The 18510-nt window shown below is 66.8% G+C and carries 11 protein-coding genes; 8 read left to right on the forward strand and 3 right to left on the reverse strand.

The genetic code is table 11. The features are described from left to right. Positions 1 to 7: 7 nt before the first annotated feature. Positions 8 to 1219 carry a D-mannonate dehydratase ManD gene (gene manD / locus AC1RJ5_RS20125; RefSeq protein WP_493115823.1) on the reverse strand — a complete coding sequence of 404 codons (1212 nt, stop codon included), beginning with the start codon at positions 1217 to 1219 and terminating at the stop codon, positions 8 to 10. Between the two features lie 132 nt (positions 1220 to 1351). Between manD and AC1RJ5_RS20130 the strand changes: the two genes are divergently transcribed. Further along, the gene (locus tag AC1RJ5_RS20130) at positions 1352 to 3502 is read left to right on the forward strand and encodes an alpha-glucuronidase family glycosyl hydrolase (RefSeq protein ID WP_493115347.1); all 2151 of its coding nucleotides are present in this window, start codon (positions 1352 to 1354) and stop codon (positions 3500 to 3502) included. A 47-nt stretch (positions 3503 to 3549) separates the two neighbouring features. On the opposite strand, the gene AC1RJ5_RS20135 is transcribed toward AC1RJ5_RS20130, so the two are convergent. After that, complete coding sequence (locus AC1RJ5_RS20135; protein ID WP_184168681.1) at positions 3550 to 4557, reverse strand: cupin-like domain-containing protein; 1008 nt, start codon at positions 4555 to 4557, stop codon at positions 3550 to 3552. Between the two features lie 39 nt (positions 4558 to 4596). Between AC1RJ5_RS20135 and AC1RJ5_RS20140 the strand changes: the two genes are divergently transcribed. Then, the gene (locus AC1RJ5_RS20140; protein WP_493115349.1) at positions 4597 to 5325 is read left to right on the forward strand and encodes a DUF6445 family protein; all 729 of its coding nucleotides are present in this window, start codon (positions 4597 to 4599) and stop codon (positions 5323 to 5325) included. Positions 5326 to 5453: 128 nt separating this feature from the next. Here the strand turns inward: AC1RJ5_RS20140 and AC1RJ5_RS20145 are convergent, their stop codons facing one another. Next, on the reverse strand, positions 5454 to 8780 hold the full coding sequence (locus tag AC1RJ5_RS20145; RefSeq protein ID WP_493115351.1) for a TonB-dependent receptor: 3327 nt from the start codon (positions 8778 to 8780) through the stop codon (positions 5454 to 5456). 273 nt (positions 8781 to 9053) lie between these two features. Here AC1RJ5_RS20145 and AC1RJ5_RS20150 point away from each other — a divergent pair, with 273 nt between their 5' ends. Genes AC1RJ5_RS20150 through AC1RJ5_RS20175 form a run of 6 tightly spaced genes read left to right on the forward strand, consistent with a single transcriptional unit; the run spans position 9054 to position 18411 of the window. Then, positions 9054 to 10505, forward strand: coding sequence for a tryptophan halogenase family protein (locus tag AC1RJ5_RS20150; RefSeq protein ID WP_493115353.1), 1452 nt, complete (start codon positions 9054 to 9056; stop codon positions 10503 to 10505). Then, on the forward strand, positions 10502 to 11902 hold the full coding sequence (locus tag AC1RJ5_RS20155; protein WP_493115355.1) for a tryptophan halogenase family protein: 1401 nt from the start codon (positions 10502 to 10504) through the stop codon (positions 11900 to 11902). The genes AC1RJ5_RS20150 and AC1RJ5_RS20155 overlap by 4 nt, the downstream gene beginning before the upstream one ends. Then, a complete protein-coding gene (locus AC1RJ5_RS20160) occupies positions 11899 to 13416 on the forward strand; it encodes a tryptophan halogenase family protein (RefSeq protein ID WP_493115356.1) in 1518 nt (505 codons plus the stop codon). The genes AC1RJ5_RS20155 and AC1RJ5_RS20160 overlap by 4 nt, the downstream gene beginning before the upstream one ends. Then, entirely contained in the window at positions 13413 to 14930 is a 1518-nt protein-coding gene (locus AC1RJ5_RS20165; RefSeq protein WP_493115358.1) for a tryptophan halogenase family protein, read from the forward strand. Before AC1RJ5_RS20160 ends, AC1RJ5_RS20165 begins: the two co-directional genes overlap by 4 nt. Beyond that, positions 14927 to 16591, forward strand: coding sequence for a glycoside hydrolase family 43 protein (locus AC1RJ5_RS20170; protein WP_493115360.1), 1665 nt, complete (start codon positions 14927 to 14929; stop codon positions 16589 to 16591). Before AC1RJ5_RS20165 ends, AC1RJ5_RS20170 begins: the two co-directional genes overlap by 4 nt. Continuing rightward, positions 16588 to 18411, forward strand: a complete 1824-nt coding sequence (locus tag AC1RJ5_RS20175; protein ID WP_493115362.1) for a glycoside hydrolase family 9 protein — start codon at positions 16588 to 16590, stop codon at positions 18409 to 18411. The genes AC1RJ5_RS20170 and AC1RJ5_RS20175 overlap by 4 nt, the downstream gene beginning before the upstream one ends. Positions 18412 to 18510 lie beyond the last annotated feature (99 nt).

Consider the following 18510-nt stretch of genomic DNA (forward strand, 5'->3'; position numbering starts at 1 on the left):
CTCCCGCTCACCAGTTGAACAAGGTTCCGTCCTCGAGCCGTGCGACGGGGAGATAGGCGCGCTTATATTCGTATTTCGCAGCCAGTTCCTCGTCGATCTCGACACCCAGCCCCGGCGCATCGCCCGGGTGCATCATTCCGTCATTGAACGAATAGGCATGCGGGAACACCGCGTCGGTCTTCGCCGTGTGCGGCATCAGCTCCTGGATGCCGAAATTGGGCACCGATAGGCCGAAGTGGAGCGCCGCCGCCATGCAGACCGGGGACAGGTCGGTCGCGCCGTGGCAGCCCGTGCGCACCTGATAGAGGTCCGCGAACGACGCGATCCGGCGCATGTGCGTGATCCCGCCCGCATGCACCATCGTCGCGCGGACATAGTCGATCAGCTGCTCTTCGATCAGCTGCTTGCAGTCCCAGATCGTGTTGAAGATCTCGCCCACCGCCAGCGGGGTGGTGGTGTGCTGGCGGATCAGGCGGAAGCCGGCCTGGTTCTCGGCCGGGGTCGCATCCTCGAGCCAGAACAGCCGGTACGGTTCCAGTTCCTTGCCCAGCCGCCCCGCCTCGATCGGGGTCAGCCGGTGATGGACGTCGTGGAGCAGGTGTACATCCCAGCCCAGCACCTCGCGCGCCTTCTCGAACAGCGGCGCCACCGAGCGCAGGTACTTCTCGGTCGACCACAGGCTTTCGGTCGGCAGCGCGCCGTCGGCCGGCTCGTAGCGCTGGCCCGGCTTGGCGACGCCATAAGTGGATTTCAGCCCCGGCACACCGGCCTGGAGCCGAACCGCCTTGTAGCCTTGCTCGACATGGCGGACGGCTTCCTCGATCGTCTCGTCGATCGTCGCGCCGTTTGCGTGTCCGTAGACCATGCAGCCCTCGCGGCTCGCGCCGCCGAGCAGCTGGTAGAGCGGCATGCCGGCGAGCTTGGCCTTGATGTCCCACAGCGCCATGTCGACCGCGGCGATCGCGCACATCGTCACCGGGCCGCGCCGCCAGTATGCGCCCTTGTAGAGATACTGCCAGATGTCCTCGATCCGGTGCGCGTCGCGCCCAATCAGGCAGGGGATGACATGATCCTGGAGATAGGCGACCACCGCCATCTCGCGGCCGTTGAGCGTCGCGTCGCCGATGCCGGTCGTGCCGTCGGCCGTCTCGATCTTGAGCGTCACGAAATTGCGGTCGGGGCAAGTGACGATCACGCGCGCGGATACGATCTCGGCCATGATGTTCCCTGCTTCCCCTTCCTGGTCCGGCGCGTCGTCGCCGCGCGCCACTATGCTTGGTAGCGCTACCATTGTTGCGCTGATACAAGCTTGTCAACGGCGGCGTATGACCGCGTAGAGACGGGAAGAGCGATGCTTCGGAAATTGCTGGCTATTTTGTCTGCGTTTTTGTGTTTCGGCCTTGCGAATCAAGGCCATGCCGAAGACGGATATGACCTTTGGCTGCGCTATCAGCCGCTCGAATCCAGTGCGAAGACGCGTTACGAGCCGCTGGTCACGCATCTGGTGGCGCCCAATGCGCGCCCAACGATCCGGGCTGCCACCGACGAGTTGCAGCGCGGCTTCAAGGCGATGTTCGGTTATGACCTCGTCCAGCGCGAGACACTGATGGGCAACGGCGCGGTGCTGGTCACGCGTGCCGATTCCCCGAACCTCAAGGGGCTTGATCTGCCGTTCGCGAAGCTGGGCGAGGAAGGCTATCTGATCCGCACCGCGGTGATCGCCGGCAACCGTACGACGATCATCGCCGGAAACAGCGATGTCGGTACGCTCTATGGCGTGTTCCGCTTCCTGAAGCTGCTCCAGACCGGCCAGCCGATCGACAATCTCGACATCACGGACGCGCCGAAGCTCAAGGTCCGCGTGCTCAACCATTGGGACAATCTCGATCGCCATGTCGAGCGCGGCTATGCGGGGCAATCGCTCTGGGACTGGCAGAAGCTGCCGCTCCACAAGGACCCGCGCTACACTGATTATGCCCGTGCCAATGCCTCGATCGGCATCAACGGAACGGTGCTGACCAACGTGAACGCCAATGCCGACATCCTGCGCCCCGATTACCTGCAGAAGGTGAAGGCGCTGGCGGAAGTGTTCCGTCCATACGGCATCAAGGTCTACCTCACCGCGCGTTTCTCCGCGCCGATCGAGCTCGGCAAGCTCAAGACCGCCGATCCGCTCGATCCGCAGGTCCAGGCCTGGTGGAAGGCCAAGATCGACGAGATTTACAGCGCCATCCCCGACTTCGGCGGCCTGCTGGTCAAGGCGAACTCGGAAGGCCAGCCAGGCCCGTCCGACTATAAGCGTACCCATGCCGAGGGCGCGAACATGCTTGCCGATGCGCTCGCTCCGCATCACGGCATCCTCATGTGGCGCGCCTTCGTCTATGCCGCCGAGAATGCCGAGGACCGGCACAAGCAGGCCTATACCGAGTTCCAGCCCCTCGACGGCAAGTTCCGCGACAATGTCCTGGTTCAGGTCAAGAACGGCGCGATCGACTTCCAGCCGCGCGAGCCCTTCCATCCGCTGTTCGGCGCGATGCCGCGCACGCCGCTGATGATGGAATTCCAGATCACCAAGGAATATCTCGGCTTCGCCACGCACCTCGCCTATCTCGGCACGATGTGGGAGGAGGTGCTCGAGGCCGATACCTTCCGCTCGCGCAAGGGCAGCACCGTCGCCAAGGTGATCGAGACGCCGATCGATGCCGGCGCCGCCACCGGCATGGCCGGGGTCGCCAATATCGGCAGCGACCGCAACTGGTCGGGCTCGCAGTTCGACCAGGCTAACTGGTATGCCTTCGGCCGCTTCGCCTGGGATCCCGATGCGAAGGCCGAAGCGATCGCGCGCGACTGGGCGGCGATGACCTGGGGCAGGGAAGCCGCCGATCCTGTGGTCCGCATGATGATGGGCTCGCGCGAGGCGGTGGTCGATTACATGACCCCGCTCGGCCTCGCGCACCTGATGGCGACGGGCCACCATTATGGCCCCGGCCCCTGGGTGTCCGACCTGGCCCGTCCCGAATGGAACCCGGTCTATTACCACAAGGCCGATGCGGCCGGGATCGGCTTCGACCGGACGGCCAAGGGCGGCGATGCGCTGTCGCAATATGCCCCGGAGGTCGTGAAGGCCTGGGGCAGCCCGAAGACCATTCCGGAGAATTTGCTGCTCTGGTTCCACCACCTGCCCTGGGACTATCGCACCAAATCCGGCCGCACTCTGTGGGACGAACTGGTCACCCGCTATGACGCGGGTGTCGATGTCGTCGGCAAGATGCAGGCCGACTGGGCCGCCCTGCGCGGCAAGGTCGACGAGACCCGCTGGGCCGAGGTCCGCGACTTCCTGGCGATCCAGCATGCCGAAGCGACCTGGTGGCGCGACGCCTCGATCGCCTATTTCCAGTCGATCTCGAAGCGCCCGCTGCCGGCCGGGCACAAGCCGCCCGCGCATGATCTGGAATATTACAAGGCGATCTCCAACCCCTACGCCCCGGGGCAGGGGAAGTAGCCTTTCCCGAATTCCCTCTCCCGCTTTCGCGGGAGAGGGAAGAGTGCCTAACCCTTCTGCAATCCGCGCATCAGATATTGCCGGATATACCCCCGGAGCTGCGGGGTCGGTTCGCCCAGCACGCCGCGCATGCCGTCGGGCATGTGCGCGGCCGGGTCGCCATGTTCGCGGAACACGAAGGTATCGAAGAAGGCCGACCAGGCCGCGCGGCGCTCGGCCGGCAAATGGCCGAGTGCCAGCACCGCGTGCATCATCGCATCGAAGCGCATGTCCTGTTCGGGGGCGTCCGCCCACCAGAAATTGACCAGCACGTTGAACGGCGACAGCGCCTCCACCTGGTGCCACCAGAGCGCGGGGATGAAGATCGCGTCGCCCGGTTCCAGTTCGGCGACCAGTGCCGCGTCCAGCGCTGCCCGGAAGCGGGGGAAACGGTCGAAGTCAGGGGCATTGGCATCGACCATGCTGGTCGGCTGCCCCGCCACCGTATGATCGAGCGGGCCGACATAGAGGTTGGGCGTCTGCTCGGGCGGGAACAGGGTGAAGCGCCGCCGCCCCGCCGCGACGCAGGCGATATTGTCCGATGCGTCGAAATGGGTGCTGATCCGCGAGGCGTTGCCGATCCAGATCCGCGGCTCCGCATCGAGCCCCGCCAGCAGCGGCATCGGATTGGCCTCGGTCAGCCCCGGCAATGCCCGTCCGGTCTCCACCGCGCCGGCATAGACAGCCGGCACGTTCTCTCGCCCCTGGAGCGCCAGCAGGTAGCGCAGCAGGTCGGCGAAGCTGCCCTTGCGCCGCTCGAAATTGAAGCCGCGCAGGTCCGGCGCATAGAAGAACCGACCTTCGATCGCCGGTTGCCCGACAAAGGCTTCCGCGGCCGCGCCCCCATCGAAGCCCAGCAGATAGTCGCAGGCGCCCTGTGGCGAGGCGCCGGCGGCTACCAGCGGCCAGTCCTTCACCAGTCCGCGCAGCACCACCGGCGCATAGCCGGCGACCAGCGCGCGGAAGGCTTCGGCATCAGGCGTGCCCTGGATTTCGCGGATCGGTTGCATCGGCATCGCTTTTCAATATCCCGGAAATGCGCCGGCCACATCCCGGTGGTTCGTTTCCGGGGCATGTCGGTGAACTCGCTCGATCTTTCGCTCAATCCACGCCCCGCGGCGCAGCTCTCGCATATCGGCAGGGAAGGGGAGCCCCTGCTCCGGCTCGACGGGTTGATGCGCGATGCCGGGCAGCTGGTCGACTATGCTGCGGAGCAGGGCGGGTTCGAGCCGGTCCATGGCCCGGCCGGCGGCTATCCCGGCATCCGGGCGCCCGCGCCGCTCGATTATGTCGGGGCGGTGGTCCGCGCGCTCGATCCGGTGCTGCGCGAAGCCTTCGGGCTGCACGGCGTCCGGCTCGGCCGCGCCGAGTGCAATTTCTCGATCGTCACGCTGGGGGGCGGGGATCTCGCGCCGTCGCAGCGCGTGCCGCACATCGACACCACCGATCCGCTGCAATTCGCCTTCCTCCACTATCTCTGCGGCCCGGAGCAGGGCGGCACCGCCTTCTACCGCCACCGCGCGACCGGGTTCGAGGTGATCACTCCCGAACGTCAGCCGCATTATGAAGCGGTGCGCGCCACCGAGCCCGAGCCGGCGCCCGGCTATATCGCTGGCGACACAGCCGAGTTCGAACAGGTTGCCGCCGTCGATGCCGTGTTCGACCGGCTGCTTGTCTATCGCAGCCGCCAGCTCCATTCCGGCCTGGTGACCGGGACGGGCACGAGCGATCCGCGCACGGGCCGGCTCACCGCCAACATCTTCGTCAGCTACCGCGCCGTCTGAGAGTCTGTTTGGAAATGCGCGAAAGGGCGCATTTCCAGGCGGCACCGCAAAGCGCCGAATGGCGCTTTGCCAAAAAAATAGGCGCCGCCGGTTGGAAACCGGCAGCGCCAGGCAGGGTGTATCTCGGATCAGAAGTTGAAGCGTGCGATCGCGGCGAAGCGGCGGTCGTTCATGTACCAGCCGCGCGGCACTTCGATGATGCCGCCCCCGATCTTCGAGATCACCGCATTGGTGCGGGTAACCTCGTTGGTCAGGTTCGAGCCCTGCACGCCGATCTTGATCTGCGGGGTCACCGCGAAGAAGATCGATGCGTCGAGCTGGCCGGTCGCCTTGTTGATGATCGGGTCGTTCGGCGTGATCACGTCACGCACGGTGAGCAGGAAGTCCGAACGCCACGAGTAGCTGGCGCGCAGCGAGACCGGGCCATAGTCGAAGAACGGGGTGATGTTCACCTGGTGCTTCGACAGCCCCTGCAGCGGCAGCAGCGAGGTGTTGACCGTGGTCACGCGGCCGGCGGCCACGTCCGGATCGGTCTCGGACAGCGTCGACTGGGGCACGCCCGAGCTGTCGACATAGGTGTAGTTCGCCTGCAGACCCAGGCCTTTGAGCGGCCCCGGCAGGAAGTCGAAGGTCTGCTGGTAGCTGACTTCGACGCCCTTGATCTTGCCCTTCTCGGTGGCGTTGATCGGGGTGGTGATGACCACCGGATAGGTCTGGCCGTTGTTGGTCAGGTCGACGCGGCGGGTGTCGTTGGTCACCACGCCCGACAGCACCTTGTAGAAGGCCGAGACGGTCAGCGAGCCGACCCGCGAGAAATACCACTCGGCGGTCAGGTCGAAATTGTCGGCTTCCACCGGCTTCAGATAGGGGTTGCCCGCGGTGGTCACGCCCTGGAAGCGGAAGCTGCCGGGGACGAGATTGCCGTTGGCGTCCACATTCTGCACCACCGACAGGTTCGCCTGCAGATAGTTGCGGATCAGGCCGGTCTGGGGCGGCGAAACGCCCTTGAAATAGGCGGCGCGGAACTGGAGGCCGCCGCCCGCCTCGAGCTTCAGGTTCACGCTCGGCAGCCAGTAGGTATAGTCGAGCGAGACGTGCGACGGGGTCAGCGCGCCGTTGACGAAGGCGCGTGCCGCGTTGCGATCCGCGATGCTGTACGAGCAGAAGGGCGATGGCGTCGCCGGCGGCGTCACCGGCGCGGCGCAGGTCGCGTCGGTCGGGAAGGCCGTGGTGTTGGTGAACGAGACATAGCCGTCGGTGTCGCGCTTGGTCTTGGTGTAGCGCACGCCGACGTTACCGGTCAGGTGCAACCCGCCCAGATGCGTGTCGATCTTCGCCATCAGATAGGCAGCGTAGTTGCGCTCGCGGATCGGGTTGATCTCGTCCGGCAGGAACGGCGTGCCCTGGATCACGCCGCAGCGATTGGCCAGCGCGTTCCAGCCGCCATTGACGACGCGGCCATCGGCGCAGGTGCCGGTCGCCTGCCATTCGCGCGAGATCGCGTTGGCATAGTCGATCATCGCGGCATAGTCGGACGCGGTGTTGCCCGAATAGTAGAGCCGGCCGTCGCCGCCCAGCGGGTTGGTCACCTGGCCGCGGAAGAAGTTGTTGAAATAATAGGCGGAGTTCGCGGTATTCGCGGTGCCGTCGGTGTGGTTGGTGCGGTCGCCGTTCACCGGCATGCTCAGCCAGACCGGGCCGTTATTGCCCCACTGCTCCGAGAGCACGCCCCAGTTGTAGCGCGAATAGCGCGAGACCTGGTCGCGATCGGCATAGCGGATGCCGCCCTGGATCGACTTGAGGAAGCCGTTCTCGGGCAGGGCATAGTCGAGGTCGAGGCGGAAGGCGTCGGAATTGCCGCTGCTCTGCTCGATATGGTCCATCGCCGCGCGCGGGAAGCTGTTGTACGGATCGACGAAGCTGGTGTGGCCCGCGCCGAAATAGGTCGGGTTCGCCGAACCGCCCAGCGCCTGGGCGCTGTTGCAGTCGAAGCCGGTGCCCGGCGGGTTCTGCGAATTCGCGGCGGGGCCGTTGCAGACCTGCGGCGCGACGAACGCCACCGTCGGGAAGTCCGACCCGTTCAGCTTGATCGACGCGTTCTGGTAGGTCGAGTTCCACAGCGTGTTGTCGAGCACGTTGGTGGTCGACTTCACATGCTGATAGTCGAAGATCACGCCGAGCCGGTCAGTTGCGTTCCATTTCAGGTTGAAGCCGTAATCGTCGGTGACGAGCTTCTCCTGGTGGTCGCGGCGGATGTTGTTCGACTGCAGGCCCAGCATCGGCACGCGTGCCGCACCGGTGTTCTGGTCGCCGCGCCAGCCGGTCGGGCCGGTGATCGTGCCGCTGACGAACATGCCGTCGCTGTCGAAGTCGAGCGTGGTGCCCGGCACCCGGCGCGAGTCGCCATTGGCCGAGACGTTGTCGGTCGCGATCTCGATCGTGCGCTCGCTCCAGGCCTGGCGCGCGTCGGAGCGCAGGAACTGGGCGACGGCCTCCACCGAGCCGTCATTGCTGCGATACTGGATCGCCCCTGCATAGCCGTAGCGCTCGCGGTTGAACTCCTGGCGGCCCATCACCGCGCCGCGCGGGAAATAGACCTGCTTGCTGATCGTCGTGCCGCCATTGTCGACGACGTCGCCGTCCGAATAGAGGTTGCGGATACGGAAGCTCGAGACCTGGAAGCGGTCCGACTGGCTCTTGAGCTGCGAATAGGAGAAGTTGGCGAGCACGCCGAACTCGCCGATCCCCGTGTCCCAGCGGTTGCTGACCATGATCGAGCCGGTCGGCGTCCACTTCTTCTCGAAGTCGCCGTAATTGCCCTCGAGCGAACCGGCGACGATCAGGCCCTTCTTGTTGTCGAAGGGCTTGCGCGTGCGCAGGTTGACCACGCCGGCGATGCCGCCTTCGATGCGGTCGGCCGAGGGCGACTTGAACACGTCGACGCCGCCCATCATTTCCGAAGGCACGTCGGCGAAGCTCAGCGAGCGGCCGTTATTGGCGGTGAACGCCTCGCGGCCGTTGAACTCGGAACGGACATAGGTGAGGCCGCGCACGACCACGCCCGAACCCTCGACCGAGAAGTGGTCGGGATCGACGCCGGCGGCGAAGCGGTTGATCGAGACGCCCGGGATACGCTGCAGCGTTTCGGTGACCGAGCGGTCGGGCAGGGCGCCGATGTCCTCGGCCGTCACCGAGTCGACGATCACGTCCGAATTCTTCTTGAGGCTCTGCGCGCTCTGCAGCGACTGGCGATAGCCCTGGACGACGATCGTGTCTTCCTGGGTGGTCTCGCTGGTCGTCGGCGCGGGCGTGCCCGCGGCCTGGCTGTCCTGTGCCCAGGCAGGTGCCGCTACCGAAAGGCAGGCAAGCGCCGCGGCCGACACGCCGGCGCGCAATGCGCCGGTGCGGAGCCTGGCGGTCCTGTCGATGTGATGAATAGAATCGTGCTTGCGCATCGAGCTGTCTCCCCTCCCTGTTAGCGCTATCATTTCCGAGCGCGTTTCTTGTTTGTGTCCAAACTAATGTAGGAGTTATGGAAAGATCAAGCCGTCTTGTTACGCTTTCATGTAAACCTCGGATTTGTGGTGTTTTCGCAACGGTTTCGCTGCGTTGCGGCACGAATTTCGCACCTGCGAAGGGGCCAGGAAGGCTTCGAATCGGCCGCTGGAACGATTGACGGTTTCGCGACGGGAGCGCTAACATTCGGGCTGGAGAGGGGCATCGCAAGAATGCTGATTGGGCGCATACTCGTGGTCGGCGGGGGCACTGCGGGGTGGATGGCCGCCGCCGCACTCGCGCATAAATTCGCGGGCACGGGCATGGCGATCACGCTGGTCGAATCGGCCGAGATCGGCACGGTCGGCGTCGGCGAGGCGACGATCCCGCACATCCGCCATTTTAACGCCACGCTCGGCATCGACGAGGCGGAGTTCCTCGCGGCGACGAAGGGCACCTACAAGCTCGGCATCGAGTTCGTCGACTGGGGCCGCAAGGGCGACAGCTATATCCATCCCTTCGCCGAGTTCGGCGCCCCGATCGATGGCGTGCCCTTCCACCACCAATGGCTGGCAAGCGAAGCGGCAGGGGCGTTCGAGGAGTTTTCGCTCCCGATCCAGGCCGCCCGCAAGGGCCGCTTCCGCCGGCCGGACGGCGATCCCTACAACTATGCCTATCAGTTCGACGCCGGCCTCTACGCCCGGTTCCTCCGCGTCTGGTCCGAAGCGCGCGGCGTTGTCCGGCGCGAGGGCAAGGTCACCGATGTCGCGCTCGACGGTGAAACCGGCTTCGTCCGCTCGGTCACGCTCGAAAGCGGCGAGGTACTGGAAGCGGACCTGTTCGTCGATTGCTCGGGCTTTCGCGGCCTGCTGATCGAGCAGGCGCTGCATGCCGGCTATGAAGAATGGACGCACTGGCTGCCCTGCGACCGCGCCATCGCGCTGCCCTGTCCCAATACCGGCCCGCTGCCGCCGCTCACCCGCGCCACCGCGCAGGAAAGCGGCTGGATCTGGCGCATTCCGCTCCAGCACCGCACCGGCAATGGCCATGTCTATTCGAGCGGCTTCACCAGCGACGATGCCGCGCTGGAGACCCTGCTCGCCCAGCTTTCCGCCGATCCGCTTGCGGAGCCTAACCGCCTCCGCTTCGTCACCGGCAAGCGCAAGCGCCAATGGGTGGGGAACACGATCGCGATCGGCCTCGCCTCGGGCTTTCTCGAACCGCTCGAATCCACGTCGATCCACCTGATCCAGGTCGCGATCGGCCGGCTGCTCGATCTGTTCCCCACCCAGGCATGGGACCCGCTCGACGCGCAGGAATTCAACCGGCTGATGGCGCTCGACTATGAGCGCGTCCGCGATTTCCTGATCCTCCATTATCACTGCCAGCAGCGCGACGATGCCGAATTCTGGCGCCACTGCCGGGCGATGACCGTGCCGGACTCGCTCGCCCACAAGCTCGAGCTGTTCCGCGAGCGCGGCGTCGTGGTCCAGTATCGCGAAGGCACCTTTCTCGAGCCGAGCTGGCTCGCCGTCTATCTCGGCCAGCACGTCACCCCGCGTCACACCGACCCGCGCGCCGGCGGGCCGCAGGTGGCCGCTGCCATGGCCGCGATGCGTGCCGAAATCCTCGCGACAGCCGGGGCGATGCCCAGCCACGAAGCCGCGCTGGGAATGGCGGCATGATCGCGCGCATCGGCATTGTCGGCACCGGCGTCGCCGGCTGGATGGCCGCATTGGCGCTCACCCGCGCGCTGCCCGGCACCGAGATCATCGTCATCGCGACCGAGGGCCCGGACCACAGCCTCGGCCCCTTCGGCTCGGCCGAGACGAGCCTGCCGGACTTCCCTTATTGGCTGGCCGATCACGGCGTGGACGAAGGGGGACTTCTTCGGGCAGCCCAGGGCAGCTTCTCGCTCGGCACGGCTTTCTCCGGCTGGGCAGGGGAGGCGGACTGGTTCCTGCCCTTCGGCACGATCGGCGCCCCGCTCGCCACTACCGCCTTCCACCAGCTGGCGGCACGCCTGCGTGAGGCCGGCCAGCCCGTACGCCTCGCCGATTTCTCGCTTGCCGCCATCGCCGCCGCCTCGGGGCGCTTCATCCGGCCGAGCGAGGATCCGCGTTCGATCCTGTCGAGCTATGGATATGGCCTCCATCTCCACCGCGCCCGCCTTGCCGAAACCCTGCGCACCGCCACCGGCTTGCAGCCGGTCGGCAGCTTCCGCGCCTTTGCCGACGATGAAGTCGAGCTGCAGGACGGTACCCGCCTGGCCGCCGATCTCTGGCTCGATTGCTCCGGCCCGGCCGCGCTGCTCGCCGGCGACAGCGGCTGGGAAAGCTGGGCCGAATGGCTGCCCTGCAACCGTGTGGTCGAGAGCTGGAACCCGGCCGAGGGCATCCCGCCGCCCTACGGCCATGCCGGCGCCTTCGAGGCCGGCTGGCAGCGCACTGTGCCGCTGGTCGGCGGGCAAAGCGGGGCGCTGTTCTACAGCGCGGCACATCTCCCCGAGCAGCCCGGCGCGATCCCGATCGTCCAGGGTCGCCGCACCCAGGCCTGGGCCGGCAACGTCATCGCGCTGGGCGCCGCCGCCACGCTGGTCGAGCCGCTCCACGGCTGGAACCTCGCCCTCCTCCAGAACACGCTCGCCCGACTGATCGGCCTGCTTCCCGCCGCCCCGAATGGCCCCGAGCCCGCCGAATATAACCGGCTGACCGCCGAGGAAGCAGACCGCGTCCGCGACTTCGCCATCCTCCACTACAAGACCAATGGCCGCACCGGCGAACCGCTCTGGGACCATGCCCGCACCGCACCGGTCCCCGAGACGCTCCAGCACAAGCTCGACCTGTACGCGAGCCGGGGTCGCGTGCCGCTCTATGACGGTGAGCTGTTCGAAGCCGAGGACTGGATCGCGGTGCTCGACGGCCAGGGCATCCGTCCGCGCCGCCACGATGCGCTCGCCGATGTCATTCCGGAGGAAGCGCTCGCGCAGCATTTCGGCCGCATCCGTTCGCTGATCCTCGACGCGGTCCGCGCGATGCCGCACCATGGCGCCACGCTTAGTGCCGAAGGACTGATCGCATGACCGCCCCCGCGCCGATCCGCCAAATCGTCATCGTCGGCGGCGGCACCGCTGGCTGGATGGCTGCCGCGGCGCTCTCCCGGCTGGTCCCCACCGGGGTGTCGGTCACGTTGGTCGAGTCCGAGCAGATCGGCACGGTCGGCGTCGGTGAGGCGACGATCCCGCCGATCCGCAACTTCAACGCGCTGCTCGGCCTCGACGAGAGCGACTTCCTCGCCAGGACCCAGGGCACGATCAAGCTCGGCATCGAGTTCCTGAACTGGACGCGCGAGGGACATCGCTATGTCCACCCGTTCGGCGAGTTCGGCTTCGATATCGAGGGCGTGAAGTTCCACCAGATCTGGCGCAAGCTCCATGAAGAGGGGCGCGCGCGAGAGATCGACGATTACAATGTCTGCGCGCTGGCGATGACCGCCGGGCGCTACCAGCCGCCGGTGCAGGACCCGGGCTCGATCCTGTCGCGCATGGCCTATGCCTATCAGTTCGATGCGTCGCTCTATGCCAGGTACCTGCGCACCTATGCCGAACAACGCGGCGTCGTCCGCGTCGAGGGCAAGGTCGCCCATGTCCCGCTGCGTGCCACCGACGGTTTCATCGAGGCGGTGGTCCTCGAAGGCGATCGCCGGATCGAAGGCGAGCTGTTCATCGATTGCACCGGCTTCCGCGCGCTGCTGATCGAGCAGGCGCTCCACACCGGCTGGGAAAGCTGGGCGCACTGGCTGCAATGCGACCGCGCCGTCGCGGTGCCCAGCGCCAGCCCGGGGCCGGCGATCACCCCCTTCACCCGCAGCACCGCCCACCGCGCCGGTTGGCAATGGCGCATCCCGCTCCAGCACCGCGTCGGCAACGGTCATGTCTATTGCAGCGCCGACATCTCGGACGACGAGGCCAGCGAGACGCTGCTCGCCAATCTCGACGGCGCCCCCTTGCGCGATCCCTTCCTCCTCAAGTTCGAGGCCGGCCGCCGCAAGCGTGCCTGGGAGAAGAACTGCATCGCGCTCGGGCTCTCCTCCGGCTTCCTCGAGCCGCTGGAATCGACCAGCATCCACATGATCCAGTCGGGCATCCACAAGCTGATGGCGCTGCTGCCCGACACCGGCTTCTCGCCCGTGGAGCGCGACGAATTCAATCGCCTGACCGACACCCAGATGGAGCAGGTCCGCGACTTCATCATCCTCCACTACCACGCCAATGAACGCCAGGACGGCGACCTCTGGCGCCGCGTCCGCGAGATGACGATCCCCGAGAGCCTCACTCGCAAGCTCGCCCTGTTCCGCAACCGCGGCCGCTTCTTCCGCTACGAGGACGAGCTGTTCGCCGAATCGAGCTGGATCGCGGTGCTGCTGGGGCAGGGGGTGATCCCCGCCGGCTGGGATCCGCTGGTCGACGGGCTCGACGAGGACAAGCTCGCCACCAGCCTGTCGCGCATCCACGAAATGTTCGCCCGCGCCGCCCAGGCGATGCCCCGCCACGAGGAATGGCTCGCCCGCAACGCGCCCGCAAGGAACGACGCATGACCGACAAAGACCCAACGGATCGCAATATCCGCTCCATCCTGATCGTAGGCGGTGGCACCGCCGGCTGGATGACCGCCGCCACGCTCTCGCGCATCCTCGGCCCCGATTATGCGAAGATCACGCTGGTCGAGAGCGACGAGATCGGCATCATCGGCGTCGGCGAGGCGACCATCCCCCAGATGGCCACCTTCAACCGCATGCTCGGCCTCGACGAGGACCAGTTCATCCGCGAGACCAAGGGCAGCTTCAAGCTCGGCATCCAGTTCGTGAACTGGGGGCGGATCGGCCACCGCTATTTCCATCCCTTCGGCCGCTACGGGCTCGACATGAAGGGCGTGTCCTTCCACGCCTATTATCTCCGCATGCGCCAGCTCGGCGAGGCACCGGACGTCGATGAATGGTCGCTCCAGGCGATGGCGGCGCGCGACGACAAGTTCATGCGCGGCATCGATGCCGGCAATTCGCCGCTCTCCGACATCGCCTATGCCTATCATTTCGATGCCGGCCTCTATGCCAAGTTCCTCCGCCGCTATGCCGAGGATCTCGGGGTGGTCCGCCGCGAGGGCAAGATCGTCGACGTGCAGCTGCGCGGGGAGGACGGCTTCGTCCAGTCGGTGAAGATGGAGGACGGCACCGAACTGGAGGCCGACCTGTTCATCGATTGCTCGGGTTTCCGCGGCCTGATCATCGAGCAGGCATTGAAGGCCGGCTATACCGACTGGTCGCAATGGCTGCCCTGCAACCGCGCCATCGCCGTGCCCTGCGAGAGCGTCGATGCCTGGACGCCCTATACCCGCTCCACCGCACATACGGCGGGCTGGCAATGGCGCATCCCGCTCCAGCACCGGATCGGCAACGGCCATGTCTTCTCGTCCGACTATATGTCCGACGACGAGGCTACCGCGATCCTGCTGGCGAACCTCGACGGCGCTCCGCTCGCCGATCCGCGCACCGTCCCGTTCAAGACCGGCCACCGCAACCGCATGTGGGTCAAGAACTGCGTCGCCATGGGCCTGTCGGGCGGCTTCCTCGAGCCGCTGGAATCGACCTCGATCTGGCTGATCCAGTCCGGCCTGTCGCGCTTCCTGACGATGTTCCCGGACCGAGACTTCAACCAGGCGGACATCGATCGCTACAACCGCATCATGCAGACCGATTACGAGGAGATCCGCGATTTCCTCGTCCTGCACTACCACGCGACCGAGCGCACCGATTCCCCCTTCTGGAATTACTGCCGGACGATGGAGATCCCCGAGCGGCTCGCCGAGAAGATGCGCGTCTTCCGCAGCCATGGCCGCGCCTTCCGCGAGAATGAGGAGCTGTTCAACGACACCAGCTGGTTCGCGGTGATGCTCGGCCAGCTGATGGAGCCCGCCGGCCATGACCCGGTCGCCGACGTCATGCCCCTGGAAGAGACCCGCTCGCGTCTCGCCCATATCCGCGAGGCGGTCGCGAACAGCGCCGCCTACATGCCCAGGCACCGCGACTTCATCCGGGACAATTGCGCAGCATGAACCGATTCCTGACCACCGCCGCCGCGCTGCTCCTCGCCGTGCCCGCCACCGCCCAGCCGGTCGCGACCTTTTCCAGCTTCACCTATAGCGGCAGGGACGCGTCCGACGCGCTCACCGCCGGGCCGAACGACTATCGCAACCCGATCCTCAAGGGCTTCTATCCGGATCCGAGCGTCACCCGGGTCGGCGAAGACTTCTACCTCGTCACCTCCACCTTCGGCTGGTACCCCGGCATCCCGGTCTTCCACAGCCGCGACCTAGTCCACTGGACCCAGATCGGTAACGCGATCGACCGGCCGGGCCAGCTCGACTTCAAGCAGCTCGGCCTGTCGCGCGGCGTCTTCGCGCCGTCGATCCAGGCGAAGGACGGCATTTTCTACCTGCTCAACACCTGCGTCGATTGCGGCGGCAATTTCCTGCTGACCGCGAGGAACCCCGCCGGCCCGTGGTCCGATCCGATCTGGCTGCCCGATCTCGAGGGTGGCATCGATCCCTCGATGTTCTTCGATGACGACGGGCGCACCTGGGTGGTCAATAACGGCCCGACCAAGGGCAAGCCGCTCTACCAGGGGCACCGCGCCATCTGGGTCCAGGAGTTCGATCGCAAGACCAGCAAAACCTTCGGTCCGCGCACGCTGCTGGTCGACGGCGGCATCGACATCTCGAAGAAGCCCGTCTGGATCGAGGGACCGCACATCTTCAAGAAGGACGGCTGGTATTATCTCAGCTGCGCCGAGGGCGGCACCGCCGAGGGCCATAGCCAGGTGATCCTGCGCTCCAAATCGGTCACCGGCCCTTACGAGGCGTGGAGCGGCAACCCGATCCTCACCCAGCGTGATCTGCCGCGCGACCGCCCGATGCCGATCACTTCGGCCGGCCACGCCCAGCTCGTCACCACCCCGGACGGCAAATGGTGGGCCACCTTCCTCGCCGTGCGCCCGTACGAGGGCGATTTCTACACCACCGGCCGCGAGACCTTTCTGCTGCCGGTCGAATGGAAGGACGGCTGGCCGGTGATCCTGCCTGCCACCACGCCGATCCCCTGGGCGCACGCGCGGCCGGCGCGGCCCCAAAGCAAGGCGCCGATCCCCACGTCTGGCGCCTTCACCATCCGCGACGATTTCCGCGGCAAGCTCCCCAGCTACTGGATGATGCTCCGCAACCCGCGCGAGGACTGGTACCGCACCGGCGCCGCCGGCCTGATGCTCAAGGCGCGCGCCGCCGGCCTCGGCGACAACGCCAACCCGTCGTTCCTCGCCCGCCGCCAGCAGCACACCAACGCGGTGGCCGAAACCACGGTGAAGTTCGCGCCCGAAAAGGACGGCGACCGCGCCGGGCTCGCGGTGCTGCAGAACGACGACTATTGGTTCTTCGTCGGGGTGAAGCGGGTAGGGGGCAAGGCCGTCCTCACCCTGGACCAGCGCGAAGGGCCGGATAGCCCGAAGCTCGGCAAGACCCTGGCCACCGTGCCCGCGCCCGCCGGCCCGGTGCGGCTGCGCATCGCCGTGCAGGGCCGCAGCTACGCCTTCAGCTATGCCGCGCCCGGCGCGAAGCCCGCCTGGAAGCATCTCGGCAAGGTCGAGACCGACAGCCTCACGACCAAGGTCGCCGGCGGTTTCGTCGGCTCGGTGTTCGGCGTGTTCGCGGGGCGAGGGGAGTGAAGCTCGCCGACAAACTCCCCTCCCTTGCAGGGAGGGGAGCCGCGCTCCTCCTCGCCGCACCCTTGCTCCTCGGCGCGAGCCCGCCCGCTACGCCGATCAACCTCAACCAGCTCGGCTTCCAGCCCGGCGATCCCAAGACCGCAACGCTCGACGACGAAGGGGCGGCGTTGCCCTGGGAGTTGCAGGACGCTTCCGGACGCACCGTTGCGCGCGGCACCGCGAGCGTGTTCGGCAAGGATCCGGCCTCTGGCGAGATCGTCCAGCGCATCGATTTCAGCAGCTTCCGCACGCCCGGCAGCGGCTATCGACTGGTCGCCGGCAACCATGCCAGCGTTCCCTTCGACATTCGCCCGAACCTCTACCGTCCGCTCGCCCGCGATGCGCTCGCCTTCTTCTACCACCAGCGTGCCGGCGTCCCCATCGAAGCGCGCATCGTCGGCGCGAAATGGGCGCGCCCTGCCGGCCACCCGCATGAAGTCGCGAAATGCTTCACGGGCAAGGACGAGCGCGAGATGCTGTGGCTCGGCGGCTGTCCCTACAGCCTCGACGTCACCGGCGGCTGGTACGACGCCGGCGACCACGGCAAATATGTCGTCAATGGCGGCATCGCGCTGTGGACCCTGCTCAACGCTCATGAGCGCAACCCCAAGGCGCTCCCGGCGGGTCCGAACGGCGCGCCGAGCCTGCTCGACGAAGCCCGCTACGAGATGGACTTCCTGCTGCGCATGCAGGTGCCGCAGGGCACGCGCATGTCGCTTCCCTCGGGTCCGTCCAAGCCCCTGGCGAACAGCCCCGGCTGGCGCTCGGTCCCGGCGGATCTGGCCGATCTCGATGTCTCGGGCATGGCGCACCAGAAGGTCGCTGATCGCTGGTGGACCGCCTTGCCCACGCCACCGCAGAACGACACCCAGGAACGACTGCTCTATCCGCCGACCACCGCCGCGACGCTCAACCTCGCCGCCACCGCCGCCCAGTGCGCGCGGATATGGAAGACGCTCGACCCGGCCTTCGCCGCCCGCTGTCTGGCCGCCGCCGAGCGGGCCTTCGCCGCGGCCCGGCGCAACCCGCAAGTCTATGCCACCAACAGCTTCACCGGCTCGGGCGGCTATGGCGACGAGCAGCTCTCCGACGAATTCTACTGGGCGGCTGCCGAGCTGTTCGTCACCACCGGCAAGGCGGAATACCAGCAGGCGCTGGCCGCCTCGCCGCATTTCTGGAACCCGGCGGGCGAGCCTGGCTGGCCGCAGGTCGCGACGCTCGGCACGATCACCCTGGCGACCCGGCCCTCGGCGCTGACCGCGCCTGACGTGAAGCGCCTCCGGGGCCGGCTCACGGCGCTGGCCGACCATTTCCTCGGCGATGAGGCCGGCAACGGCTATCGCATCCCCTATCTGGCCAAGGACTATCCTTGGGGCTCGAACGGCGCGCTGCTCAACCGCGCGATGGTGCTGGGCGTCGCCTCGGACCTCACGCACGACCCGAAATACCGGGCAGGGGTGATCGACGCGATCGACTATATCCTCGGCCGCAACCCGAACCACGTCTCCTATGTCAGCGGCTATGGCACGGCCTCGATGCAGCACCCGCACCACCGCTTCTGGGCGCCCTCGCTGGATCCGACACTGCCCGGCCCGCCGCCCGGCGTGCTCTCGGGCGGCCCCAATTCCACCTCGATGGTCGATCCGGTGGCGCTGCAGATGAAGGGGAAATGCGCGCCCCAGACCTGCTGGTCCGACGACGTCCGCGCCTATGCGCTCAACGAAGTCGCGATCAACTGGAACGCCCCGCTGGTATGGGTGGGGGCGTGGCTGGCTGAGTAGCGAAATGAGAAGCCCCTCCCTGGAAGGGAGGGGTTTGGGGTGGGTATTTGCCCGCGATACGGTGAAGCAGGGTGGGTGTTGGCCGTATCGCCCGGCCTA

The sequence above is a fragment of the Sphingomonas sp. GW822-FHT03G08 genome (assembly GCF_058801135.1).

Bases quoted from the DNA above. Each gene is read 5' to 3' on its own strand.
- manD (WP_493115823.1), bottom strand. From the start codon at position 1,219: ATGGCCGAGATCGTATCCGCGCGCGTGATCGTCACTTGCCCCGACCGC.
- AC1RJ5_RS20130 (WP_493115347.1), top strand. From the start codon at position 1,352: ATGCTTCGGAAATTGCTGGCTATTTTGTCTGCGTTTTTGTGTTTCGGC.
- AC1RJ5_RS20135 (WP_184168681.1), bottom strand. From the start codon at position 4,557: ATGCCGATGCAACCGATCCGCGAAATCCAGGGCACGCCTGATGCCGAA.
- AC1RJ5_RS20145 (WP_493115351.1), bottom strand. From the start codon at position 8,780: ATGCGCAAGCACGATTCTATTCATCACATCGACAGGACCGCCAGGCTC.
- AC1RJ5_RS20150 (WP_493115353.1), top strand. From the start codon at position 9,054: ATGCTGATTGGGCGCATACTCGTGGTCGGCGGGGGCACTGCGGGGTGG.
- AC1RJ5_RS20155 (WP_493115355.1), top strand. From the start codon at position 10,502: ATGATCGCGCGCATCGGCATTGTCGGCACCGGCGTCGCCGGCTGGATG.
- AC1RJ5_RS20160 (WP_493115356.1), top strand. From the start codon at position 11,899: ATGACCGCCCCCGCGCCGATCCGCCAAATCGTCATCGTCGGCGGCGGC.
- AC1RJ5_RS20165 (WP_493115358.1), top strand. From the start codon at position 13,413: ATGACCGACAAAGACCCAACGGATCGCAATATCCGCTCCATCCTGATC.
- AC1RJ5_RS20170 (WP_493115360.1), top strand. From the start codon at position 14,927: ATGAACCGATTCCTGACCACCGCCGCCGCGCTGCTCCTCGCCGTGCCC.